The organism is Novosphingobium sp., from assembly GCF_020852455.1.
GTDB lineage: Bacteria > Pseudomonadota > Alphaproteobacteria > Sphingomonadales > Sphingomonadaceae > Novosphingobium.
This window is the reverse complement of the sequence record NZ_JADZAT010000002.1, coordinates 1-21,099: the sequence shown is the minus strand read 5'-3', so window position 1 is coordinate 21,099 and position 21,099 is coordinate 1. Positions and strand designations below refer to the sequence as shown.

General features: G+C 61.8%; 18 protein-coding genes. 10 read left to right on the top strand and 8 right to left on the bottom strand.

Annotation, left to right across the window (positions count from 1 at the left end):
- Window positions 1-122 precede the first annotated feature (122 nt).
- The gene (gene ahcY, locus IT549_RS00905; protein WP_292969295.1) at window positions 123-1,535 is read right to left on the bottom strand and encodes an adenosylhomocysteinase; all 1,413 of its coding nucleotides are present in this window, start codon (window positions 1,533-1,535) and stop codon (window positions 123-125) included.
- A gap of 197 nt (window positions 1,536-1,732) precedes the next feature.
- Entirely contained in the window at window positions 1,733-2,185 is a 453-nt protein-coding gene (locus IT549_RS00900) for an S-adenosyl-L-homocysteine hydrolase (protein ID WP_292969293.1), read from the bottom strand.
- Window positions 2,186-2,360: 175 nt separating this feature from the next.
- On the opposite strand from IT549_RS00900, the gene IT549_RS00895 reads away from it, so the two are divergent.
- On the top strand, window positions 2,361-2,840 hold the full coding sequence (locus tag IT549_RS00895) for a peroxiredoxin (protein ID WP_292969291.1): 480 nt from the start codon (window positions 2,361-2,363) through the stop codon (window positions 2,838-2,840).
- 193 nt (window positions 2,841-3,033) lie between these two features.
- On the opposite strand, the gene IT549_RS00890 is transcribed toward IT549_RS00895, so the two are convergent.
- The 3 genes from IT549_RS00890 to IT549_RS00880 are packed head-to-tail and all read right to left on the bottom strand — an operon-like array spanning window position 3,034 to window position 5,566.
- Complete coding sequence (locus tag IT549_RS00890) at window positions 3,034-3,456, bottom strand: PaaI family thioesterase (RefSeq protein ID WP_292969289.1); 423 nt, start codon at window positions 3,454-3,456, stop codon at window positions 3,034-3,036.
- Between the two features lie 2 nt (window positions 3,457-3,458).
- Window positions 3,459-4,067, bottom strand: a complete 609-nt coding sequence (gene folE / locus IT549_RS00885) for a GTP cyclohydrolase I FolE (RefSeq protein ID WP_292969287.1) — start codon at window positions 4,065-4,067, stop codon at window positions 3,459-3,461.
- Window positions 4,064-5,566 carry a phospholipase D-like domain-containing protein gene (locus IT549_RS00880; RefSeq protein WP_292969286.1) on the bottom strand — a complete coding sequence of 501 codons (1,503 nt, stop codon included), beginning with the start codon at window positions 5,564-5,566 and terminating at the stop codon, window positions 4,064-4,066. Before IT549_RS00880 ends, folE begins: the two co-directional genes overlap by 4 nt.
- Window positions 5,567-5,652: 86 nt before the next feature.
- Between IT549_RS00880 and IT549_RS00875 the strand changes: the two genes are divergently transcribed.
- The gene (locus tag IT549_RS00875) at window positions 5,653-7,107 is read left to right on the top strand and encodes a phospholipid carrier-dependent glycosyltransferase (protein ID WP_292969284.1); all 1,455 of its coding nucleotides are present in this window, start codon (window positions 5,653-5,655) and stop codon (window positions 7,105-7,107) included.
- Here IT549_RS00875 and IT549_RS00870 read toward each other — a convergent pair.
- Both IT549_RS00870 and IT549_RS00865 read right to left on the bottom strand, forming a co-directional pair.
- Window positions 7,038-8,906, bottom strand: a complete 1,869-nt coding sequence (locus tag IT549_RS00870) for an AMP-binding protein (RefSeq protein WP_292969282.1) — start codon at window positions 8,904-8,906, stop codon at window positions 7,038-7,040. The genes IT549_RS00875 and IT549_RS00870 overlap by 70 nt on opposite strands.
- A complete protein-coding gene (locus IT549_RS00865) occupies window positions 8,903-10,648 on the bottom strand; it encodes an MFS transporter (RefSeq protein ID WP_292969280.1) in 1,746 nt (581 codons plus the stop codon). The genes IT549_RS00870 and IT549_RS00865 overlap by 4 nt, the downstream gene beginning before the upstream one ends.
- A gap of 115 nt (window positions 10,649-10,763) precedes the next feature.
- Here IT549_RS00865 and acs point away from each other — a divergent pair, with 115 nt between their 5' ends.
- The gene (gene acs / locus IT549_RS00860) at window positions 10,764-12,704 is read left to right on the top strand and encodes an acetate--CoA ligase (RefSeq protein ID WP_292969278.1); all 1,941 of its coding nucleotides are present in this window, start codon (window positions 10,764-10,766) and stop codon (window positions 12,702-12,704) included.
- Window positions 12,705-12,991: 287 nt separating this feature from the next.
- On the opposite strand, the gene IT549_RS00855 is transcribed toward acs, so the two are convergent.
- Entirely contained in the window at window positions 12,992-14,173 is a 1,182-nt protein-coding gene (locus IT549_RS00855) for a phospholipase D-like domain-containing protein (RefSeq protein WP_292969275.1), read from the bottom strand.
- 486 nt (window positions 14,174-14,659) lie between these two features.
- Between IT549_RS00855 and IT549_RS00850 the strand changes: the two genes are divergently transcribed.
- The 7 genes from IT549_RS00850 to IT549_RS00825 all read left to right on the top strand — a co-directional run.
- Window positions 14,660-16,486, top strand: a complete 1,827-nt coding sequence (locus tag IT549_RS00850) for an N-6 DNA methylase (protein ID WP_292969274.1) — start codon at window positions 14,660-14,662, stop codon at window positions 16,484-16,486.
- The gene (locus tag IT549_RS00845) at window positions 16,483-17,349 is read left to right on the top strand and encodes a site-specific DNA-methyltransferase (RefSeq protein WP_292969272.1); all 867 of its coding nucleotides are present in this window, start codon (window positions 16,483-16,485) and stop codon (window positions 17,347-17,349) included. Before IT549_RS00850 ends, IT549_RS00845 begins: the two co-directional genes overlap by 4 nt.
- A gap of 163 nt (window positions 17,350-17,512) precedes the next feature.
- Window positions 17,513-18,346: a hypothetical protein gene (locus tag IT549_RS00840; RefSeq protein WP_292969270.1), complete on the top strand. Its 834-nt coding sequence runs from the start codon at window positions 17,513-17,515 to the stop codon at window positions 18,344-18,346.
- A complete protein-coding gene (locus IT549_RS00835; RefSeq protein WP_292969268.1) occupies window positions 18,343-19,449 on the top strand; it encodes a hypothetical protein in 1,107 nt (368 codons plus the stop codon). The genes IT549_RS00840 and IT549_RS00835 overlap by 4 nt, the downstream gene beginning before the upstream one ends.
- Window positions 19,450-19,810: 361 nt before the next feature.
- Window positions 19,811-20,341 (top strand): antirestriction protein ArdA, encoded by a 531-nt coding sequence (locus tag IT549_RS00830; RefSeq protein ID WP_292969267.1) that lies wholly within the window; start codon window positions 19,811-19,813, stop codon window positions 20,339-20,341.
- A 200-nt stretch (window positions 20,342-20,541) separates the two neighbouring features.
- Window positions 20,542-20,757, top strand: coding sequence for a DUF6499 domain-containing protein (locus IT549_RS16155; protein ID WP_080758809.1), 216 nt, complete (start codon window positions 20,542-20,544; stop codon window positions 20,755-20,757).
- Window positions 20,690-21,099: DUF2285 domain-containing protein (locus tag IT549_RS00825; RefSeq protein ID WP_292969265.1), on the top strand; the 410-nt coding region annotated here is incomplete at its 3' end. The genes IT549_RS16155 and IT549_RS00825, both read left to right, overlap by 68 nt.

Below are 21,099 nucleotides of genomic sequence, written 5' to 3'. Positions count from 1 at the left end.
ATTTGCGTCAGCAAATGACGGAGGGGTTTCGGCCCTCGCGTCATTACCCCTCCGTCAGCGGCTTGCAGCCGCTGCCACCTCCCCAAATGCGCTGCGCGAATTTGGGGAGGATCTGAAATGCCTCAATACCGATAATGTTCCGGCTTGAACGGACCTTCGGCCGAAACGCCGATATAGTCGGCCTGCTTCTGGCTGAGCTTGGTCAGCTTCACGCCCAGCTTTTCCAGATGCAGCGCGGCAACCTTTTCGTCGAGGTGCTTGGGCAGCACATAGACGCGGTTTTCATAGCTGTCGTTGCGGGTGAACAGCTCGATCTGGGCCAGCGTCTGGTTGGTGAAGCTGCTGCTCATCACAAAGCTGGGGTGCCCGGTGGCGCAGCCCAGGTTGACCAGGCGGCCCTTGGCCAGCACGATGATCTGCTTGCCATCGGGGAATTCGACCAGGTCGGTGCCGGGCTTAACTTCGGTCCACTTGTAGTTGTCGAGCGCGGCGATCTGGATCTCGCTGTCGAAGTGGCCGATGTTGCAGACGATGCTCATCGGCTTCATCGCCTTCATGTGTTCGGCGGTAATCACGTCCTCGTTGCCGGTGGCGGTGACGAAGATGTCGCAGCGCTGGACCGCTTCTTCCATGGTCACCACTTCATAGCCTTCCATCGCCGCCTGCAGCGCGCAGATCGGATCGATTTCAGTGACCATCACCCGCGCGCCGCCCTGGCGCAGCGAGGCGGCCGAGCCCTTTCCGACATCGCCGAACCCGGCGACGCAGGCGACCTTGCCGGCCAGCATCACGTCGGTCGCGCGGCGGATCGCATCAACCAGCGATTCCTTGCAGCCATAGAGGTTGTCGAACTTCGACTTGGTGACCGAATCGTTCACATTGATCGCCGGGAACGGCAGCTTGCCGTCCTTGGCGATCTGGTAGAGCCGGTGGACGCCGGTGGTGGTTTCTTCCGACACGCCCTTGATGTGCGCGACCGAAGCCGAAAGGTAGCCGGGCTTGCGCTTCATGAATTCCTTGAGCGCGCGGACGAATTCGATTTCCTCGGCATTGCTGGGTTCGAACAGCGGCTCGCCGGCTTCAACCCGTGCGCCCCACAGCGCGAACATGGTGGCATCGCCGCCGTCATCCAGGATCATGTTGGCAGTGCGCCCGGTGCCGTCGTCCCAATCGAAGATCGAACCGACATAGTCCCAGTATTCGGCCAGGCTTTCGCCCTTGATCGCGAACACCGGGATCCCGGCAGCGGCGATCGCGGCGGCGGCGTGGTCCTGGGTCGAATAGATGTTGCAGGTGGCCCAGCGCACTTCGGCGCCCAGCGCGACCAGCGTTTCGATCAGCACCGCGGTCTGGATCGTCATGTGCAGCGAACCGGTGATCCGCGCGCCCTTGAGCGGCTGCGAGGCGCCGAATTCCTCACGCAGGGCCATCAGCCCGGGCATTTCGGTTTCGGCAATCCGGATTTCGGCGCGGCCGAATTCGGCCAGCGAAAGATCGGCAATCACATAGTCATGTTGGGCGGCAAGGCTGGCCACGGGGCAACTCCTTTAAGATCGGTCGGGCGCCCGCCATACGAACCAGGGCGGCGCCATGAATGCCGCCGCACTTAGCCGCTTGCCGCCTTCGTGGCAAATATAACGATAGCTTTATATCCTTTTCCCGGCGGTTCGGGTGAGACGCCGGCACTGCACCCGACAGGCGCACCGCCTCACCCGAATTCCTGCCAGGGAGCTTACCGCAGCCAGGCCATCTGGCGGCTGCCATCGTTCAGGAGATCATCGGCTGCTTCATACAGCGGCGCGGTTCCGCGCATGTCGGCCAGGGTGCGGGTAACCTGCTTGAGTTCACGGCAGTTGAGCCACGGGTGCCCCTGGCCATACTGGTTGGCCATCTGCACACTCAGCCGGTCCAGCGCGCGATTGGCCCCCACCGCGCCGTGGCGCGCCACGAATTCGGCCTTGAGGGTTTGGGCGGCGGCGTTCAGCGTGCCGATGTGATTGGTGGTGAACCGGCCGTATTCGGGCTGGAAGTTGTCGGCCGTGGTGCGGCAGCGCAGCCCGGTGACCATCAGCATGATATCAAGCCGGCGAATCTTCTCGGCCTGGCTGTAACCGCCCGCCGCAGCCGGAAATGAAACGGTCAGTGCGAATGCGGCGAGGCTTGCCGCGACCCCTTTGATTTTCATGTGCAGTCTCCCGACGGGCCTGTTCCCGTAAGAGAGAGCTTCGCCCAACCGGTTTACCCAATCTTAAAGCGGGGCAGTAAAGCGATCTTAACCATGTCCCCAGCCGGTTGCGGAGCGGCCATCAGCACCTATATGTTGCTGCACAAACACTGCATTCCAGCAAGGGAGAATTCCGATGACGATCGCTGTTGGCGACAAGCTGCCCGATGTGAAACTGGTCAAGGCGACCGAACAGGGTCCCGAAGCGGTGCAAAGCGCCGACTATTTCGCCGGCAAGCGAGTCGCGCTGTTCTCGGTTCCGGGAGCCTTCACGCCGACCTGTTCGGCCAAGCACCTGCCCGGCTTTGTCGACAAGGCGGGTGAGCTCAAGGCCAAGGGGATTGACGAGATCGCCTGCACCGCGGTCAACGATCCCTTCGTGATGGGCGCCTGGGGCAAGTCGGGCGGCAGCCAGGACGTGACCATGCTGGCCGACGGCAACGGCGATTTCGCCGAAGCGCTGGGCCTGACCATGGACGGCAGCGCCTTTGGCCTGGGCAAGCGCGGCCAGCGCTTCGCCATGGTGATCAACGACGGCACCGTCGAGCAGCTGCACGTTGAAGCCCCCGGCGAATTCCGGGTCTCGAGCGCGGAATACATGCTCGACCAGCTCTGATTTCCATCAAGGCGAAACAAACAACCCCTCCCATCTCGGGAGGGGTTTTGATTCTGTCGCAGGGTTTTGATTTCGCGCAATGCAATTTCAGTTGCGAATCGCTACTAAAATGTTGCGACCCAGAGGGAAGGCACCCCCAACCCTCACTTAAGCCCGGGCAGTCCAACCGGATCGCCCGGGCCTTTTTATGCGGCTAACCGGGGATCGCGTAAGTGACGGTCGATTGCGCCACCAGGTTGCTCTCGTCATCCTGCCACAGCACCACGTCCACCGTCGCCAGCCGCCGCCCCAGCTTGAGCAGGCGGGCATCGGCCACTACCTGGCGCATCTGCACCCCGCGCAGGAAACTGAAGTTGAGGTTGCTGGTCACCGCCATGGCGACCGGGCCGATGTGCGCCAGGATCACCGCATAGGCGGCATGATCGGCCAGCCCCATCTGGGTCGGACCCGAAACAAGGTTGCCGGGGCGCAGGTTGGCATCGACTGGATCGAGCACCACCCGGGCCCGGCCGGGGGCGATTTCGGTGACGCGGGTCTGGCTGCCGCGCTGGGGAAAGGCCTCAACGAAGAAGGCCTCCATTTCCTCGACGCTCATCACCGGCTGAAATGCAGCCATGATCAGTAGCCCATCAGGCTGAGCACTTCCTTGCGGCTGCGATGGTCTTCCAGAAAGCAGCCCATCAGCCGGCTGGTGACCATGCCCACGCCAGGGGTCTTGACCCCGCGCCCGGTCATGCAGCCGTGCTGCGCCTCGATCACCACGGCAACGCCGTGCGGGTGCAGGTTGTCCCAGATGCATTGCGCCACTTCGGCAGTCAGCCGTTCCTGGATCTGCAGGCGCTGGGCAAAACCGTGGAGGACGCGGGCCAGCTTGGAAATGCCGACGACCTTGTCCTTGGGCATATAGGCGATCGCCGCCTTGCCGGTGATCGGGGCCATGTGATGTTCGCAGTGCGACTGGAACGGGATGTCCTTCAGCAGCACCAGTTCGTCATAGCCGCCGACTTCCTCGAACTGGCGGGCCAGGTGCAGCGCCGGGTCTTCATCATAACCCTGGCAATATTCCTTCCACGCCCGCGCGACCCGCGCCGGCGTGTCGATCAGCCCTTCGCGCTGCGGATCATCGCCCGACCAGCGGATCAGGGTGCGGATCGCTTCCTGTACATCTTCGGGCACCGGCAGCTTGGCCATCGGCCCGGCATCACCGCAATCGGAATCGCAACTCATCGTCTTCTCCACTCACGCGGGCGGCGCAGGAAACCACCCCGACGGAACAGCCCGTGCCGTTTGCTGAACGGTTCGAACAGATCCTCCGGCCGCTCTGGATCGAGCAGCGCATTATCGGCAACCGCTTTCTCTGCATCCGTCAGCGGACGCAAGACAAAAGGTTCAAGCCGCTTGCCCTTGCCGGGGGCAGCTTCGATCAGGTCGATCATGGATGGATTGGCGGCCAGCCCCGCTTCCACCTCTTCCCGCGACAACCCGGTGTGTTCGGCCAGCAACGTCACCCGCAGGCGGTGGATCGCCGGCGCGGCGTGATCGTTGCCGGGGCGCGCGGCATCGATGAACACATCGCATTCGCTGTCGAGCCCCATCGACCGGTTGTTCATGTTGGCCGAACCGATCCGGACAATTTCGTCATCGACGATCATCAGCTTGGCGTGGACATAGATCGCCGTGCCTGCTGCGTTGTAGGGAATGAAGATCCGGAACCGGCCCTGCGGATCGCATTCGCCCACCGCGTGGCACAGCCGCACCCGGGCCCCGTCCATCGCAGTCTGTTCCAGCCAGCCGTCAGCACTTTCAGGATTGATCAGCACAATTTCCGGCGGATCGGGCATGGCCAGCCGCCGCGCAATCGCATCGGCCACCGCGCGCGAGGCGAAGTACTGGCTTTCGGCATAGATGAAGCGCCGCGCGCGCAGGATGTGTTCGACAAACAGCGCCTCGATCTCGCGCACCTCGTCCAACCCGTTCCAGGCCGAACGGGTCCGGGCGATCCCGACTTCGACATCGCGGAATTCGGCCTTGAGCGAGGGTGGCCAAGCCGTTTCGGCTTGCGGGGCACAGGGCAGCATCGGCGCGCCGCCAGCCAGCAACCAGCGTTCGCGCCCCAGTTCGCCCAGCGCCGCTGCGGCCTCCCCCTCGACCATCATCGACAGGTCGTGCCAGGGGCCATACAGCTTGGTGCCATAGGGCCGGCGGCGGCGCGGATCGTCTTCCAGGTGTTCGGGCGTGTCCCACCGGTCAGAGGTCATATCGATCCCGCCGCTGACCGCGAAATTATCGTCGATCACCACCACCTTCTGATGGTGGCTGCAGCCCAGCGGGTGCGCGGAATCGAATTTGAAATCGATCCGCGGATGCAGGAACCAGCGCAGCAGATCGAGGATCATGGTGCCGCGCAGCAGGAATTTGAGCGCACCGAAATTCCACTTGAGCACCCGCACCTGCAATCCGGGCGTGCGTTCGCACAGCCACACCACAAAGGCCCCCAGCCGCGCCGGGTTGATCCCCTTGCGCGGCAGGTTCCAGAACCGCCGCCCCGGCCCCAGCCGCACCCGGGTATCGAAATCCCAGCCGATCAGGTGGATTCGCTGGCGCGCCTCAACCATCGCCTGCTGCATCAGCGTGAAATAGGCCGCCGCATCGATCACCACATGGGCGCGGCTGGCGCGGGCAAAGCGCCAGACCGAAGGCGATTGCGATGCGGGCGCCGGGTCCATGGCGCTACTCTTATCCACGACAGCGGGCCAGGTCACGCCCGCACTGCGCTTTTCCCGAAGCGCGGCTTGTGACATGCCGCAGGGCGATGGAGATGCGCCCTGCCCCGCCCCTGCACCATGCCGCGCTGCTGCTGGCGCTGGTCGCGCTGGTGGCCGGCTGGCTGTGCTTCAACCGGCTGGGCGAACCCCAGGCGCCGGTCTGGGACGAGGCCTATTACCTGACCAGCACTGCGCGCTATCATCAACACCGGACCCAGTATTCCACCCACCCGCCGCTGGGCACCATGCTGATCGCGGCGGGCGACAAGGCCAGCGGGCGCAATGCCGGGGCTGACTGGCAAGCGATAGGCGCGACCAAAAAGATCGAAGCGGCGGCGATGCCCCGCGGATTTGACTATGCAGGCCCGCGCCTGGCCCCGGCGCTGTTCGGTACGCTGGCCGCCGTGCTGTTTGCCGCCCTGATGCTGCAATTGACCGGCAGCGCCCCCGCCGCGCTGCTGCTGTCATTGCTGGTGCTGGGCGATACCGCTCTACTGGTGCAGTTCCGGTCTGCCCAGCTCGATCCCTTTCAGTTGAGCTTCGTGCTGGCCGCGCTGCTGGCCGCCGCCGCGATCCTGCGCGGGCAGCGGCTTGGCGGGTATGTGCTGTTCGGGCTGTTCATCGCGCTTGCCGCGCTGGTGCGGGCCAATGCGCTGGTGCTGGGCGCGATGGTCCCGGTGTTGCTGTGGCCGTGGCTCAAGGCGCGTGACTGGCGCGCAGTCGCCGCGCGCTGCCTGGCGGGAGCCGCAGGCGGACTGCTGGCAGCTGTGCTGGTGCTGGGTGCCTGGATGAACCTCTCCACTTATCCCCCCGACCCCACCACTCCCGCCGGGCAGCAGGACCAGACGTTCGATCCGCCCGACCGGGTCCATGTCTATCAAACCGGCGACTGGAGCCTGAGCGACGCGCTGAACGCGGCGGGCAGCATCCGTGCCTATATGGCCCACGATCTGGCGATCACCCCGCCCAGCGACGCCAACGGATCACACCCCTGGCAGTGGCTGCTGGGCCAGGGCGTGATCCTGTACCGCGCGGACCGCAGCGAGGGCCGGCTGCGTTCGATCGGGCTGGTGCCGAACCTGGCGGCCTGGCTGATCTCGCTGGGCGGCGTGCTGACCTGCCTGCTGCCCCGGCGGCTGCGCGAAAGCCCGCTGCGCACCGCGCTGCTGGCGGGCTGGCTGGCCAATATGGCCGCGCTGCAATGGCTCGACAGCCAGCGGGTGCTGTACAGCTATCACTATTTCATCCCGTTGCTGCTGGGCCATGCGCTGGCCGCGCTGGAATGGCAGCACCACGGCCTGCCGCGCCGCCCGGCGCTGGTGCTGGGTGCGCTGGTGGTCGGCTTCGGCCTGCTGGCCTGGCCGCTGGCAACCTTCCGCCCGGTGCCGGACTGGTTGTGCCAGGCCGGGCTGGCCCGGTGCGACAGCTCGCTTCAGCCGCGCACTGCCAGCGCGATCAGATCGGGCACCGCCGGGTCCTCGATCGTCGGCGGAATGCCGTAATCCTCGCCATTGACGATCTTGCGCAGCAGATTGCGCAGGATCTTGCCCGAACGGGTCTTGGGCAATGAGCCGACCACATAGGCGGTCTTGAGCGCGGCCACCGCGCCCAGTTCGTGCCGCACCGCGCCCAGCACCCGTGTGGCCATGCTGTCATCGCCTTCAAACCCGGCGCGCGGCACCACGAAGGCGATCGGAATCATCCCCTTGATCGCGTCGTCAGCGCCGATCACCGCGCATTCGGCGACGCCATCCTGCTGCGCGACGATCTGCTCCATCTGCCCGGTGGAGAGGCGATGCCCGGCGACATTGATGATGTCATCGGTGCGGCCCATGATGTGCAGGAAGCCATCGTCGTCGAAATGCCCGGCATCGCCGGTTTCGTACCAGCCGGGGTACGAGGCGAAGTTCCTGTCGAACCCGGCGGGGTTGTTCCACAGCGTGCGGAAGGCGCCGGGCGCCAGCGGCGCCTTGATCGCCACTGCCCCGCTTTGCCCCTGCGGCACTGGCTGGCCATCCTCGCCCAGGATCGCGAAGTGATAGCCCGGCACCGGCAAGCCCGCGCTGCCACGCTTGCGGCGTAGATCATCAAGGCCGAAGCAGCTGGCAATCGCCGGCCAGCCCAGCTCGGTCTGCCACCAGTGATCGATCACCGGCAGCCCGCTCTTTTCCTCCAGCCAGGCGATCGTATCGGGATCGGCGCGTTCGCCGGCCAGGAAGATCACCCGGCAATCGCCGGTCCCGATCTCGGCGAGCAGCTTCGCCTCGGGGTCTTCCTTGCGTACCGCGCGGATCGCGGTGGGGGCGGTGAAGAAGCTTTTCACCCCGTGGCGGCGCATCACCCGCCAGAAGGTGCCCGGATCGGGCGTGCCAACCGGTTTGCCTTCGAACAGCACCGAAGTCGCCCCGGCGATCAGCGGACCATAGACGATATAGCTGTGGCCCACGACCCAGCCCACATCGCTGGCCGCCCAGAACGGATCGCCGATCCCGATCCCGTAGATATTGGCCATCGACCAGGCCAGCGCCACTGCATGGCCGCCATTTTCGCGCACCACCCCCTTGGGCGTGCCGGTGGTGCCAGAGGTGTAGAGAATATAGAGCGGATCGTCCGCGGCGAGTTCGGCGCAGGGCGGGATCGGATCGCCGGCGGTCGCGGCGCGCAGTTCCATCCAGTCGTGCTCACCGGGTTTCAACTCGGCGGGCAGCCGTTCCCGCTGGAACAGCACCACGTCCTGGACCTTGTGCGCAGCCAGCTCCAGCGCCTCATCGACCATCGGTTTGTAAGCGATGGTCCGCGCGCCCTCGATCCCGCAGCTCGCGGTCAGCAGCACCCTGGGGGTGGCATCGTCGATCCGCTTGGCCAGCTCGAGCGGCGCAAAGCCGCCGAACACCACCGAATGCACCGCCCCCAGCCGCGCGCAGGCCAGCATCGCGAAGGCGGTTTCGGGCACCATCGGCATGTAGATGATCACCCGGTCACCCTTGGCCACCCCCAGGCTGGCCAGCATCGCGGCAACCCGGCCAACCTCTTCGTGCAGTTCGGCGTAAGTGAAGCGCCGGACCGTATCGGTCACCGGGCTGTCATAGGCGAGCGCAAGCTGATCACCGCGCCCGGCGGCGATGTGCCGGTCAATACAGTTGTACGCGGTGTTGAGCGTGCCGCCCGGAAACCAGCCGCGCGGTTCGCCATAGGCCCGGGCCGGCGGCGTGATCCAGTCGATCAGCGCCGCCGCCCGGGTCCAGAAGAGTTCGGCGTCCTCGCGGCTTTCCTGAATGGCCCGCTGATACTTTTCGCTCATCCGTCGATATTCCGTTTGTAGGTTTCGGGCAGGACCAGCAGCCCGATCACCAGCGTCGCCGCGGCGACCACCACCGGGTACCAGAACCCGTAATAGATATCGCCCTTGGCCGCGACCATCGCGAAACCGATCGCCGGCAGCAGCCCGCCCAGCCAGCCGTTGCCGATATGATAGGGCAGCGACATCGAGGTGTAGCGGATCCGGCTGGGGAACAGTTCGACCAGCATCGCCGCGATCGGGCCATAGACCATGGTCACCAGCAGCACGAGGTAGAACAGGATCGCCACGACCAGCACCTTGTTCATCTGCGCCGGATCGGCCTTGGTCGGATAGCCGACCTTGGCCAGTTCGCCGGTCACCGCCGGCTTGGCCTCGACCGCGGACTTGCCGTCCTTGGCCGGAACCGCGGCCACGGCCGGCGCGCCGATCACCTGGGCAGAAAAGGCGGCGATCGCCTGCTTGCGCTCATCGCCGCCAAGCTTCGCGGGATCGGGTGCAACAAAGGTCTGCCCGCCGATCGTCACCGAGGCCAGGGTCCCTGCCGGGGCATCGACATTGGTATAGTTCACCGCCGCCTTGGCCAGCGCGTTCTTGACGATATCGCAGCTGGTGGTGTCGAACGGGTTCTTGCCGACCGGATCGAACTGCGAAGAGCATTCGGCCGGGTTCGCGGTGACCGTTACCGGAGCCTGCGCCAGTGCCCGGGCCAGCGCCGGGTTCGCGGCGCTGGTCAGGCTGTGGAACACCGGGAACAGCGTCAGCGCCGCCAGCGCGCAGCCCACCATGATGATCGGCTTGCGCCCGACCTTGTCCGAAAGCCAGCCGAAGAACAGGAAGAACGGCGCCCCCAGCAGCAAGGCAATGGCGATCAGGGTGTTGGCGGTGATGCCATCGACCTTGAGCATCTTTTCAAGGAAGAACATCGCATAGAGCTGGCCGGTGTACCACACCACCGCCTGCCCGGCGATCGCACCGAAGAACGCGATCAGCACCACCTTCAGGTTCTTCCATTCGCCAAAGGCTTCGGACAGCGGCCGCTTCGACGCGCTGCCTTCTTCCTTCATCTTCTGGAACACCGGCGATTCGTGCAGCTTCAGCCGCAGCCACAGCCCCACGGCCAGGAACAGGCCCGACAGCAGATAGGGAATGCGCCAGCCCCACTCCTTGAACGCCTCTTCGCCTACCCCGGTCACCGGCGATCGGACCAGGATCACGATCAGCAAGGCCATCGCCAGTCCGGCGGTGGCGGTGATCTGGATCCAGCTGGTGTAGAACCCGCGCTTCCCGTCAGGGGCATGTTCAGCCACATAGGTCGCCGCGCCGCCATATTCGCCGCCCAGCGCCAGTCCCTGAAACATTCGCAGCACCACCAGCAGGATCGGAGCCAGTACGCCCGCGGTCTTGTAAGTGGGCAGGCAGCCGACCAGAAAGGTCGAAAGGCCCATCACCAGCAGCGTGATGATGAAGGTGTAACGCCGCCCCACCATGTCGCCGATCCGCCCGAACACCAGCGCGCCAAACGGTCGGACGATAAAGCCGGCCGCGAACACCAGCAGCGCCATGATGTAGGACGTGGTCTGATTGAGCCCGGTCAGGAACTGCGCCGCGATGATCGCGGTCAGCAGGCCGTAGAGATAGAAGTCATACCATTCGAACACCGTGCCCAGCGAGCTGGCGGTGATCACCAGTTTCTCGTCATGGGTGGCAGGATGATGCTTGGGCAGCGCGGCCGGCTCGGTCAATTCGTGGTCCCCCGTCTCTTATTCGATACACCTTTGCCGCAGCGTTGCAGATTGGACTTGAAGCCGCCGCATGGCTTGGGCCAAGGCAGGCTAGACAATCGACGGGAGTGCGACAATGGGCGATGCGATCTATCCGGTGCCGGCACAGTGGGCCAGCGGAGCGCTGATCGACGAAGCGCGCTACCACGACATGTACCGGCACTCGCTGGATGATGCCGATGCCTTCTGGCGCGCCGAAGCCCAGCGGATCGACTGGATCAGGCCTTTCACCACGGTCAAGCAGACCAGCTTCAACGAAGCCGATTTCGGGATCAAATGGTTCGCCGATGGCACGCTGAACCTGGCCGCCAATGCGCTTGACCGGCATCTGGCCCAGCACGGCGATACCGTGGCGATCATCTGGGAGCCCGACAGCCCGGACGAACCCGCCCGCCATATCACCTACCGCGAACTGCACGCCGATACCTGCCGGTTCGCCAACCTGCTGAAGGCGCGCGGGGTCAAGAAGGGTGACCGGGTCACGATCTACCTGCCGATGGTGCCCGAAGCCGCCGTGGCGATGCTGGCCTGCGCGCGGATCGGCGCAATCCATTCGGTGGTGTTCGGCGGCTTCAGCCCGGATTCGCTCGCCAGCCGGATCGAGGACTGCGACAGCACCGTGGTGCTGACCGCCGACGAAGGGCTGCGCGGCGGCAAGGCCGTTCCGCTGAAAGCCAACGTCGATGAAGCGCTGACCAAGGTCGGATCGGTCGATACGGTAATCGTGCTGAAGCGCACCGGCGCGGCTGTCACCATGGTCGAAGGCCGCGATGTCGATTGGCACCAGGGCACCGCCGCCCAATCCGCCGACTGCCCGGCCGAGGAAATGGGCGCGGAAGATCCGCTGTTCATCCTCTATACCTCGGGCTCCACCGGCAAGCCCAAGGGCGTGCTGCACACCACCGGCGGCTATGGCGTCTGGGCCTCGATGACGCATCAGTACGTGTTCGATTACCGGCCCGGGCAGATCTACTGGTGCACCGCCGATGTGGGCTGGGTGACGGGCCACAGCTACATCGTCTATGGCCCGCTGATCAACGGCGCGACCACACTGATGTTCGAAGGCGTGCCCAACTATCCCGATCCCAGCCGGTTCTGGCAGGTGATCGACAAGCACCAGGTCGAAATCTTCTACACCGCGCCCACCGCGCTGCGCGCGCTGATGCGCGAAGGCGATGAGTTCGTGAAGCGCACCAGCCGGTCCAGCCTGCGCCTGCTTGGCTCGGTTGGCGAACCGATCAACCCCGAAGCCTGGGAATGGTATCACCGCGTGGTTGGCGACAGCCGCTGCCCGATCGTCGATACCTGGTGGCAGACCGAAACCGGCGGGGTGCTGATCAGCCCCCTGCCCGGCGCCACCGCATTGAAGCCCGGTTCGGCGACCAAGCCGTTCTTCGGCGTGGAGCCGATGCTGGTCGATAACGACGGGGTCGAAATCCGCGGCGCGGGCGATGGCTGTCTGGTGATCAAGGACAGCTGGCCGGGGCAGATGCGCACCGTCTGGGGCGATCACGAACGCTTCTTCCAGACCTATTTCAGCACCTTCAAGGGGCTGTACTTCACCGGCGATGGCTGCCGCCGCGATGAAGATGGCTATTACTGGATCACCGGCCGGATCGATGATGTGATCAACGTCTCCGGCCACCGGATGGGTACCGCCGAAATCGAAAGCGCGCTGGTTGCCCATGCCAAGGTGGCCGAGGCTGCGGTGGTCGGCATGCCGCACGATATCAAGGGTCAGGGCATCTATGCCTTCGTCACCACCAACGCCAATGTCGAACCCGATGAAGCGCTGCGCAAGGAACTGGTCGCCTGGGTGCGGCATGAGATCGGCCCGATCGCCACGCCCGACGTGATCCAGTTCGCCCCGGGCCTGCCCAAGACCCGCTCGGGCAAGATCATGCGCCGGATCCTGCGCAAGATCGGCGAGAACGACGTGGGCAATCTGGGCGACACCTCGACCCTGGCCGATCCATCGGTGGTCGATCACCTGCTGGCCAATCGCCCGAACGCGTAACCGGGCCGCAAGGCAGCGTCCGAAACGAAAACGGCCCTCCTTGCGGAGGGCCGTTTTTGTAATGGCGCGCCGCACCGGGTGATGATGATAGCTACGTTTACGCTATAGCCCTCTAAACTCGCTCCCACCGACAGGCCAAGAGACTCGAAATCACAATGGATTCCGGCTTTAGTGGCTAGTGGCGCTAGCGCCCTTCAGGCGGTTCGGGTGTGTCATCCGAGTGCGAGATCAGAAAAAGGCGAGCGCAGCAGTCTGCGCCGTACTATGGGCGCACCCAAGTTTGAGCATCAGTCAAAGCGGTAAAGTGTTACTCCTTCGGTCGCTTCTTCTAGACTCTGCCCCACATGACGCCGTGCGGCGGCACCATTTGGGTCCACGGTGCTCGCAGGCTCCGATCTCAAGCCATCGATCAGAAACTCGTAAACTGCTTGGCCATCCGCTTCTGCGCTATCGAAGAACTCTGCCAGCACTCGCCTGCCCACCAGTTCAAGTTTTAGAATTGCGTGTCCCTCCGCCGGCATGGCTTCAATCTTATATGTATTGGCAATTTCCGGACGACGTTTTGGATAAGTGGGGCTGATCTGACGCTCTGCTCGGGTGTGCCGATCGATGACGGTAAACGGTCCGTCCAAATTGATCTCGCCTAATCGACGCCTGACCTCGCGTGCAACTGCAAGCGGCAACTGGCCTTGCGTTCCACGAGCCAATCGCAGCTTTACAAATACACGAGTCCAGTCGGCCACTGGCGTGTCTGGGCGCGGATTAATAGCGTTCGGGATCGGCACTGTCGACGGGATGCGGCGGCGGATAGGCTGTCGCGACCCGAATAGTCTATTTTCCGGTAGACGGGATGGACCTGTGTTGCTCGCCTTGCCTCTTAGCCGAGCTTCCGCTTCTACATAGCCAGATATCGTGAGGTGATCGAGAAGTTCTGCATCCAGTAGTTTTACAAGGTCATCGGCGGGGTTGCGCAGTTGCCGCATGTATGCCCTCAGTGAACGTTCGAGAACGCCCCCGACTTCCTCGACGAGCAGTGCGGACAGCTCCTCATTTTGCGACAGCCCCCCTCCAGTTAAGTTGTTGGAGCCGACAAGCACGCGGCACTCTCCTCCTGCTCGAAAGCCATATAGCTTCGGGTGAAAGATCGGAGTTGCCTCATTGTGTCGGACGTAAACGCGCACGTCTCCCTCTAGGGCCAAGAGCATCGCTAAGCCCTCTCGCGAGGTGTTTTCGCGATCGATACCGGCTACAATTCTCAGCCGCCCTCCCCGTCCAAGCATGTTGGTGATGCTGTCCCAGAGAAGGCCGACGCCGGATGCCCTTACCCAAGCCGTGGCAACATAAGCCCGATCGGCCCCGGCGAACTCGCGTACCAACGTATCGACGAACGGTCGCCCATAGAACTGAGGAATGAGCATTAACGAGACACCCCAAATAATATCAGAACAAAAGATGAACTCAGTTGACACCTCATCTTGAGTCAGTCATATTCACCTCATGATGAGGTGTAATCCAGAATCCAGAGAGAGAGCGGGAAAGCTTGCCGTACATGCGTACGTGCGAGCCAACAGCCATCTTCGATTCGAAGCCTACCTTAAGGAAATTGGCCTGACGAGCGGTTCAGCTCTTCTGACCCTTCTCATTTTGCGCGAGATCGAGCTCCGGCAACTTCAGCCAGTTACCGGATCGTTATCAGCTCACGAGGCACGCTCGAAAAAGGTATCTGCCTATGTGCAGGCGGATCACGCTGAACGGTTTCGTGCTCACGCCGATTCGCTTGGGCGGTCCAACTCGGATTGCGCGGCTGAGCTCGTAGAGCGCGAACTGAATGAACGGTGGTTGAAAACTGCGTTATTGGCGGTGCCTGAGGTTCGTCTATGACGAAGGTAAGATCGGCATCGCCCAGAGCAGGGCGCTCGCTTGAAGGTTTGGTTGCGCCTCTGCGTGAGCATGTCTTGGCAGCAGTTGGCGTCGCCCGTAAGTTTAAGCTGGATGGTAGTTGGATCGAGGATGCGTCCTTACGCGACATGATGCGAGTGCCCTTGCTCGAAAGGGCTGCATGGGCTGCGGTCGCTATAACCCTAGTCGACATGATTCGCACAGGTCTTCCGGCTGACGGCGTTCGTGCCTACGGCTGGTTTGGCGTAGGCAGCTCTGCGGAGTGGTCGGCGCTCAATGCTCCGCTAGAACCACTCAACGGCCAAACGAACCTGTCGGAATTACTCCCTTATCTGCTTGATACTTATGGCCGAACCACTCGGCTCGATGTGATGCGAGATACGTCGCTCTCGTTCAGTCGGGCCGAACGCAAAAAGGTTGGGTCATTCTACACGCCGGCCGACGTGGCAGATTTCATGGTGTCAGCCATCGCGGATTCGGCGAGAGCTGAATCTGACGAGTGGTGGCTCGATCCTGCTGTCGGCAGTGGTGTCTTCCTAGCGGCTGCATTGCGTCGTTATCGAGCGGATGACCGGGTAAAATTTGCAGAATCTAGGCTTACTGGGTGTGACATCTCTCCTCAGGCTTGCGACTTTGCAGCTTTCACGTTGCTAGCCGAGGTTGCGGGTGAAACCCAGAATCCTTTGGCTACGTGGGCTGCCATTCGAAGTAACCTGCTGGCAGTCGATACGCCCACGGCTGCCCGGTCTGGCGATCTGCGCGCGCGACTAGCTCCGGGGAAAGGGCCGCTTCGCCTCATCTGTAATCCGCCCTACGCGACCGGCGGAGCCGTGCACATGGCCGATGGTCGGCCGACAACCTCGCTTTATCTTCCCTTCATCGAGATGAGTTGGACAGTGGCGAGCGGTCTGGATGACGCTGCTGCTCTGGTCGTGCCACTAGCTCTTGGCGCGAATCGATCCAGCGATCACCGGCGCTGCCGCTCAGCGATGACTGCCCACGGAGGGGAGTGGACCCTTCTATTCTTCGACCGTCAGCCACACGCCCTATTTGGAGAAGAAGCGAAAACCCGTGCAACGATTGCAATTCGGCGCCCTGGGCCGGCGCCTGCGTCTATTCGGACAAGCCGTCTTCTGAAGTGGACGAGTAGGCAGCGCTCGACCATCTTTTCGGAGGCGAGAGCTGTGAAGATCGGTCAAGCATCTATAGCACGTCTCGTGCCTAAGCTCGGCTCCGGCGCAGAATTCGCACTCTACCGCGCGCTAGAGCCTTACCGACTTCGATCAGGCGCACGCCCGGAACCGACAAAGGCGACCGCATCGGAGATTGTCGGAACTACATTGAGTGCAGACGTATTCGTGGCTGGCACAGCCTATAATTTTCTTAATGTGTTTCGAAACTACCCCGACCAGCTCAGCTGGCGCGGAACGCTGAGCGCCAGCGGAATTAATCGGATGCGCTGCGCAACAATGGAGGAGGCCGACATCGTGACGGCGATTCTGTCGTCGCGAATGGCCTATTGGCTATGGCACGTTGAGTGCGACGGTTTCCATGTGCCAGCTTGGTTTCTTGCGGAACTACCGCTTCTGAATATGCAAATTCAGAAGGGACCAGCGAAAGAGCTTGCGCGTCTCGGGAGGTCAGCTTGGGCTGGTCTACAGCGAGACGTGATCTGCAGCGCCAATCGCGACCGGCTGACATTTGCTTTTCGACCAACAGAGATCGGCGATGTGCGAAGCGAGATCGACATGCTGTTAGCGGGTCTGATTGGTATCGACACCGATGCCTCCGCGATGTTGCGCGACTTCGAGCGACAAGTGGTGTCGATCGACGGCACAGTCCGGCTCGCGAGGAATAAAAGAGACATAGGAGTACAGAAATGAAGCCTAGTGCAGAGGTAAAGGCGCTCAGCGCACTCACCAAAGAAGAGTGGCGAGAATATACAAAGACGGTATGGAGTATCGCTAATGTCAGTCATGAAATCCACCCGGCAACCTTCCCGACCGAAATTCCCAAGCGCCTAACCAAGTTGTTCAGCTTCTGGGGCGAGACGGTGCTCGATCCTTTCGGTGGGGTCGGCTCAACGGCGGTTGCCGCGATCCGGGAGGGACGCCGGACAATCTGCATTGACCAGAATGCTGACTTTGTCAAAGAGATGCGGTCGAGGGTGGAAAGGGAGCAACTCGACCTTAACGCTTTCGAGGCACGCCAAGGCGACTCTCGCGATCTATCTGGAATTGACGACGGAAGCATCGACCTGATCGTCACCAGCCCTCCCTATTGGGACAAGGCAGACTACGGGGGCCGAAACACCGACATTGGCACCGCAGGAAGTTACGTCGACTTTCTGGATGAACTCCGACAAGTATTTAAGGAGTGCTACCGAGTGCTCCGGCCAGGGCGGAAGCTGTGCGTTGTAACTGCGAATGTCAACCAGATGACCGATCACGGGCTACTCACGTTCCCGCTCAGTACGGACATTGGTGTGATGCTGCGCGAAATAGGCCTTGTAATGATAAACGAGATCATCTGGTCGAAGGACGGAACCGGAGGTCGCTGGGGTTCAGCAAATGGCCAACGACCGATATTCGGGAGCTACCCTTACCCACCGAATTTCCTCTTCAAGAACGTGCACGAATACATCATTATATTTGCAAAGCCTGGCGTCTCTCGGTCGAAGGGCGCGAAGGTTAGGCGGTACGATGAGGTGATGGGAATTCAGCCTTCTACGCTTGCAGCGGAGTAACGGTTTTCGAGGACTGGAAACCGGCACGCGGCAGCGTTTATATCTTCACGTGGATCGATGGGCCGCCCGATCTGGGAAGGTAGTCCCGAACATGCGAGCTTCTTAGCTTGCGGCAACCTCCGCAGGTTGCTCAAACTTCAGGTGGAAGGAGTGAAATTTGGTGATGACAGACGCCAAGAGAAAGCCTCGTGGAGTTGCCGCTAATCGTGAGCTCGTTGAGCTTGCCAAGGCGGCTTATCCAACGGTGTCTATCTCTCCTCCTGACCTAATACATGTTACCTCAGTAGGCTGGGGAAGGCGTATCATCGATCAAGGAATTTTAGAGCGACGTCAATGCAACGTTTTTGGTAAAGAACTCGTTTACTTTTTCGTTGCACGTCCTGCTTATCGCTTCGGTCGAGGCGGTGAAAAAAGTGATCAGCTAAACTTCTTTCCGTTCGCGATAGCGCTGTCCCCGGACGCGCTTCCGGCTCCATACCACGTGTATCCGTTTGATACCGGCGCATACATGGCGGGTTTTTATGACGAGGTCGCAGACCCTTCAATTTACATCGATGATTATGAACTTGAGCCCGACTTAGCGTCAGCTCTACGGCACATCACATGGGCTTTCGGAGGAGTTGATGAATATTTTGATGCGAGGATTAGATCAGGGCTTTCTGGCACAGTTCCAATTTGGCGGTCCGTAGCTCAGAATTGGCTCCGTATTGCTTCGCTTGCCTCCACGGGCCGCGATAAACCGGACCGTCGCGCTTCAGCCATAGAACTCGCGTATGCTCAGTCCGTAGATCTCAGGCAAGGGCACGGTCGGTTATTAATCTTCCCAGAACAACTACTTGAGGATCCGAACGGAACAAACACTGAATTTCTAAATTCTATTCGTGGCTTGAATGTAGATTTTGAAACCTACGATTGGCGTCCTAACGAAACACCAGATTCGTTTGCTGACATCATCACCCAAATTATGAAGCGCCGGCTCGGAGCCTTAGCTGCATGACCGCCCTTGGTGATAGCGACCTAACTATGGTGCTCATTGCTTACGAGCGTTTGACCGACCATGGCCTCGCTTTGCCGCTCTTCGCGACTTCCCCGACTGCAAACGCACTTCATGCCGCGATACCATCAGCACCAGGCGACCCTGCTGCTCATATCAGCGCTTTCGAGTTGTACTCGACGACGGAAGCCCAAGTTCTCGATGCTTCCCAATTCCGCTCCGCTGTTCATGGCGATATATGGATCGACGTATTCATCTGGCGCGATAAAGTGCACGTTGGCACAAGGGCAGAGCTGTGGGAGAGCACGGGGGCATACCATGGCGAGATGGAGTACGCTTCCCCACTTTCGCTACTCGCATTGGCCGAGGGAATTGATCGCTCAGAAGCCGCACGGTGTGCGGCAGTTGCCTATGAGTGGCTGACACGAAACTGGGGTATTAGCAGAGCAGACCGGTGGCGGGTAAACAGTTATCTCACCCGGCTTGCGCGCCGCGATTTGGTCAGACGCTATAGCATGGTGCCAAAGATAGTTGAAGTCTTGGGGTCTATGCATTTGTCTCAGAGACAGGCGATTCTCGAACTAAGGTTGCCGCGTATACGGGATTTTAGGCTAGATGATCTGCCCGAGCTTGCCTTCGCCACCAAAGCCCTTGGATGGCAACTAGAAATTGTGCTCGAAGATCTCGGCCAGTCTGCGACTCCGATCGACGATGTTGCGCCTGCACGATCTTTAGTCATGCGACTTCGACATGGTCGAGGACGAACGCAGACGCAGATTCCTCTGCGCGTCGTCGACCACTTTTTTGCCGGAAGCCGAACTTTGCGGGATGCGAGGACCGGACGTATAAGGTCGATGACGCTATCTAGGAAGGCCGGCGAGGCACCCAACACGATGAAGCTACAGCTTCCCGAGATCGCCGAAATGGCCGATCCGGTTGCTCGCTTCGATCGCGGCGATGACGGCATCATGTTCGTAGTACATGATGCTTCTTCCACAGATGGGCGTGAAATCGTGAAACTATTGAACGAAGGCATGCGAGACGGCAGCACACGGAAGACGCAGCGAGGGGCGACGTGGTGGCGCGTGCTGCCTCAAACTCGCTAGGCAACTACTCACCCATCCCCAGAGGCTTCGCCGCGCTCGCGCCGGGGCTTTGTCACTGGCGGCCCTCCGGCTCTCTACAGCGCAATGTGAAAGCGCGTTCGCCTCCGGGCCGGAGCGACTGCCGCCGCGTCTCATCTGATCGTTACGAAGAAGATTGCTAAGGGCGTTGCCCTCGCGCGGCGCAAGAAAACTCTCCAGCCTTTCGCGGCATAAACGGCCCGCTCCCCGCAAGCGGGTCCCCTCCATTTATTCCACGGTGCCAAAGACTTCTCCTGCACCTTGCTACCCGTGGCTCGCCGCCGGGCAAGGGTTCAGGAGCGGCGCTTCGCTGCTCTGAACCCCAAACGCGAGGATCAGAGACATGACCAACCTTTCCGACAGCAATCCCCGCATCTATGTCGCCTGCCTTGCCGCCTACAATAACGGGTATCTGCACGGGGCTTGGATCGACGCGGATCAGGACGCGGACCAAATCAGGGACGAGATTGCCGCCATGCTCGCACAGTCCCCCATCGAGCACGCGGAGGAATATGCCATCCATGATTATGAGGGCTTCGAGGGCGTTACGATCAGCGAATATGCCGGCATCGAAACCGTGGCACGCATGGGCGCTTTCATCGCCGAGCATGGCGCGCTAGGCGCTGGCCTGCTGGATCAGTGCGACGATGACATGGACCAAGCCGAAACCGCCTTGCAAGACTGCTATCATGGGCAGTTCGCCAGCCTTGCCGACTTCATGGAGGACTTGACCGCTGAAAGCGGCATGGCGATCCCCGAGGCGCTACGCTACTACATTGATTGGAAAGCAATGGCCCGCGACGCTGAAATGAACGGCGAGTTTTTCACAGTCGAAACCGCACATGACGAGGTGCATGTGTTTTCCAGCCAATGAAAGCCGGAGCGTCTTGCCCGCACTTTTGCGGGCGGGCGTCTCGCAGAATCATCGAAATAGTGTTAAGCAGAAAATAACCAAGAATGATCGGGCTGGCCGCTCAAGGTATCTGCTTTGAGCGGCTTCTATATTTCCAGCGATCTTTGAACCTCTAAGGGCTGGGCGCTGCCTTGCGCGCCCCGGCTTTGGGAGGTGACGCCATGCTTAGCATCGACTGGCGTTCGCCGGTGGCATACAGGCACGCGAAGCACATTTCGGCCGCCGGTTTCGCTTGGGAATATCTGCGCCGGAATGACGATTATCGTCAGGAGTTCCAGACCATCGCACTAACCGGAGGACCGTCCGGCCGTGACCTTGAAGCGTTCGCGGATCGCTGGGGGTTGCGATTTCCCGTGCGATCCCGACGCGCCGCATGACCGGCCGCCACCAATCTGGAGTCCGAGCCTTCAACCGCAAGCGGTGATGCTCTCGCCGGTCGAGCATAAGGACGGCGACACCGAACCGATATTGACGCTTGCCCATCTCGCCGGCCTCGATCTGCGCCGCGCTGCCGATGGCTGGCACGGCATCTGGCAGGTGGATGGCGTCGCACATCAATTCTGGCTTCCCGAGCCGGTGCCGGATGCCGCCGCCTTCTATGCCGTCACCCTGCCGATGGATTCCTTTCTGGAGCTTCGCGCACACGCTGCGCGCCGTTTCTGGCGGTCCCTCAACGGCCGCGCACCCGGTCCCGACTTCCGGGCCGTTCCCGCCCAGCT

What these genes read in the sequence shown, in the direction of transcription:
- IT549_RS00900 (WP_292969293.1), bottom strand. Translation starts at nt 2,185, where the DNA reads ATGAAAATCAAAGGGGTCGCGGCAAGCCTCGCCGCATTCGCACTGACC.
- IT549_RS00895 (WP_292969291.1), top strand. Translation starts at nt 2,361, where the DNA reads ATGACGATCGCTGTTGGCGACAAGCTGCCCGATGTGAAACTGGTCAAG.
- IT549_RS00890 (WP_292969289.1), bottom strand. Translation starts at nt 3,456, where the DNA reads ATGGCTGCATTTCAGCCGGTGATGAGCGTCGAGGAAATGGAGGCCTTC.
- folE (WP_292969287.1), bottom strand. Translation starts at nt 4,067, where the DNA reads ATGAGTTGCGATTCCGATTGCGGTGATGCCGGGCCGATGGCCAAGCTG.
- IT549_RS00880 (WP_292969286.1), bottom strand. Translation starts at nt 5,566, where the DNA reads ATGGACCCGGCGCCCGCATCGCAATCGCCTTCGGTCTGGCGCTTTGCC.
- IT549_RS00875 (WP_292969284.1), top strand. Translation starts at nt 5,653, where the DNA reads ATGGAGATGCGCCCTGCCCCGCCCCTGCACCATGCCGCGCTGCTGCTG.
- IT549_RS00870 (WP_292969282.1), bottom strand. Translation starts at nt 8,906, where the DNA reads ATGAGCGAAAAGTATCAGCGGGCCATTCAGGAAAGCCGCGAGGACGCC.
- acs (WP_292969278.1), top strand. Translation starts at nt 10,764, where the DNA reads ATGGGCGATGCGATCTATCCGGTGCCGGCACAGTGGGCCAGCGGAGCG.
- IT549_RS00845 (WP_292969272.1), top strand. Translation starts at nt 16,483, where the DNA reads ATGAAGCCTAGTGCAGAGGTAAAGGCGCTCAGCGCACTCACCAAAGAA.
- IT549_RS00840 (WP_292969270.1), top strand. Translation starts at nt 17,513, where the DNA reads ATGACAGACGCCAAGAGAAAGCCTCGTGGAGTTGCCGCTAATCGTGAG.
- IT549_RS00835 (WP_292969268.1), top strand. Translation starts at nt 18,343, where the DNA reads ATGACCGCCCTTGGTGATAGCGACCTAACTATGGTGCTCATTGCTTAC.
- IT549_RS00830 (WP_292969267.1), top strand. Translation starts at nt 19,811, where the DNA reads ATGACCAACCTTTCCGACAGCAATCCCCGCATCTATGTCGCCTGCCTT.
- IT549_RS16155 (WP_080758809.1), top strand. Translation starts at nt 20,542, where the DNA reads ATGCTTAGCATCGACTGGCGTTCGCCGGTGGCATACAGGCACGCGAAG.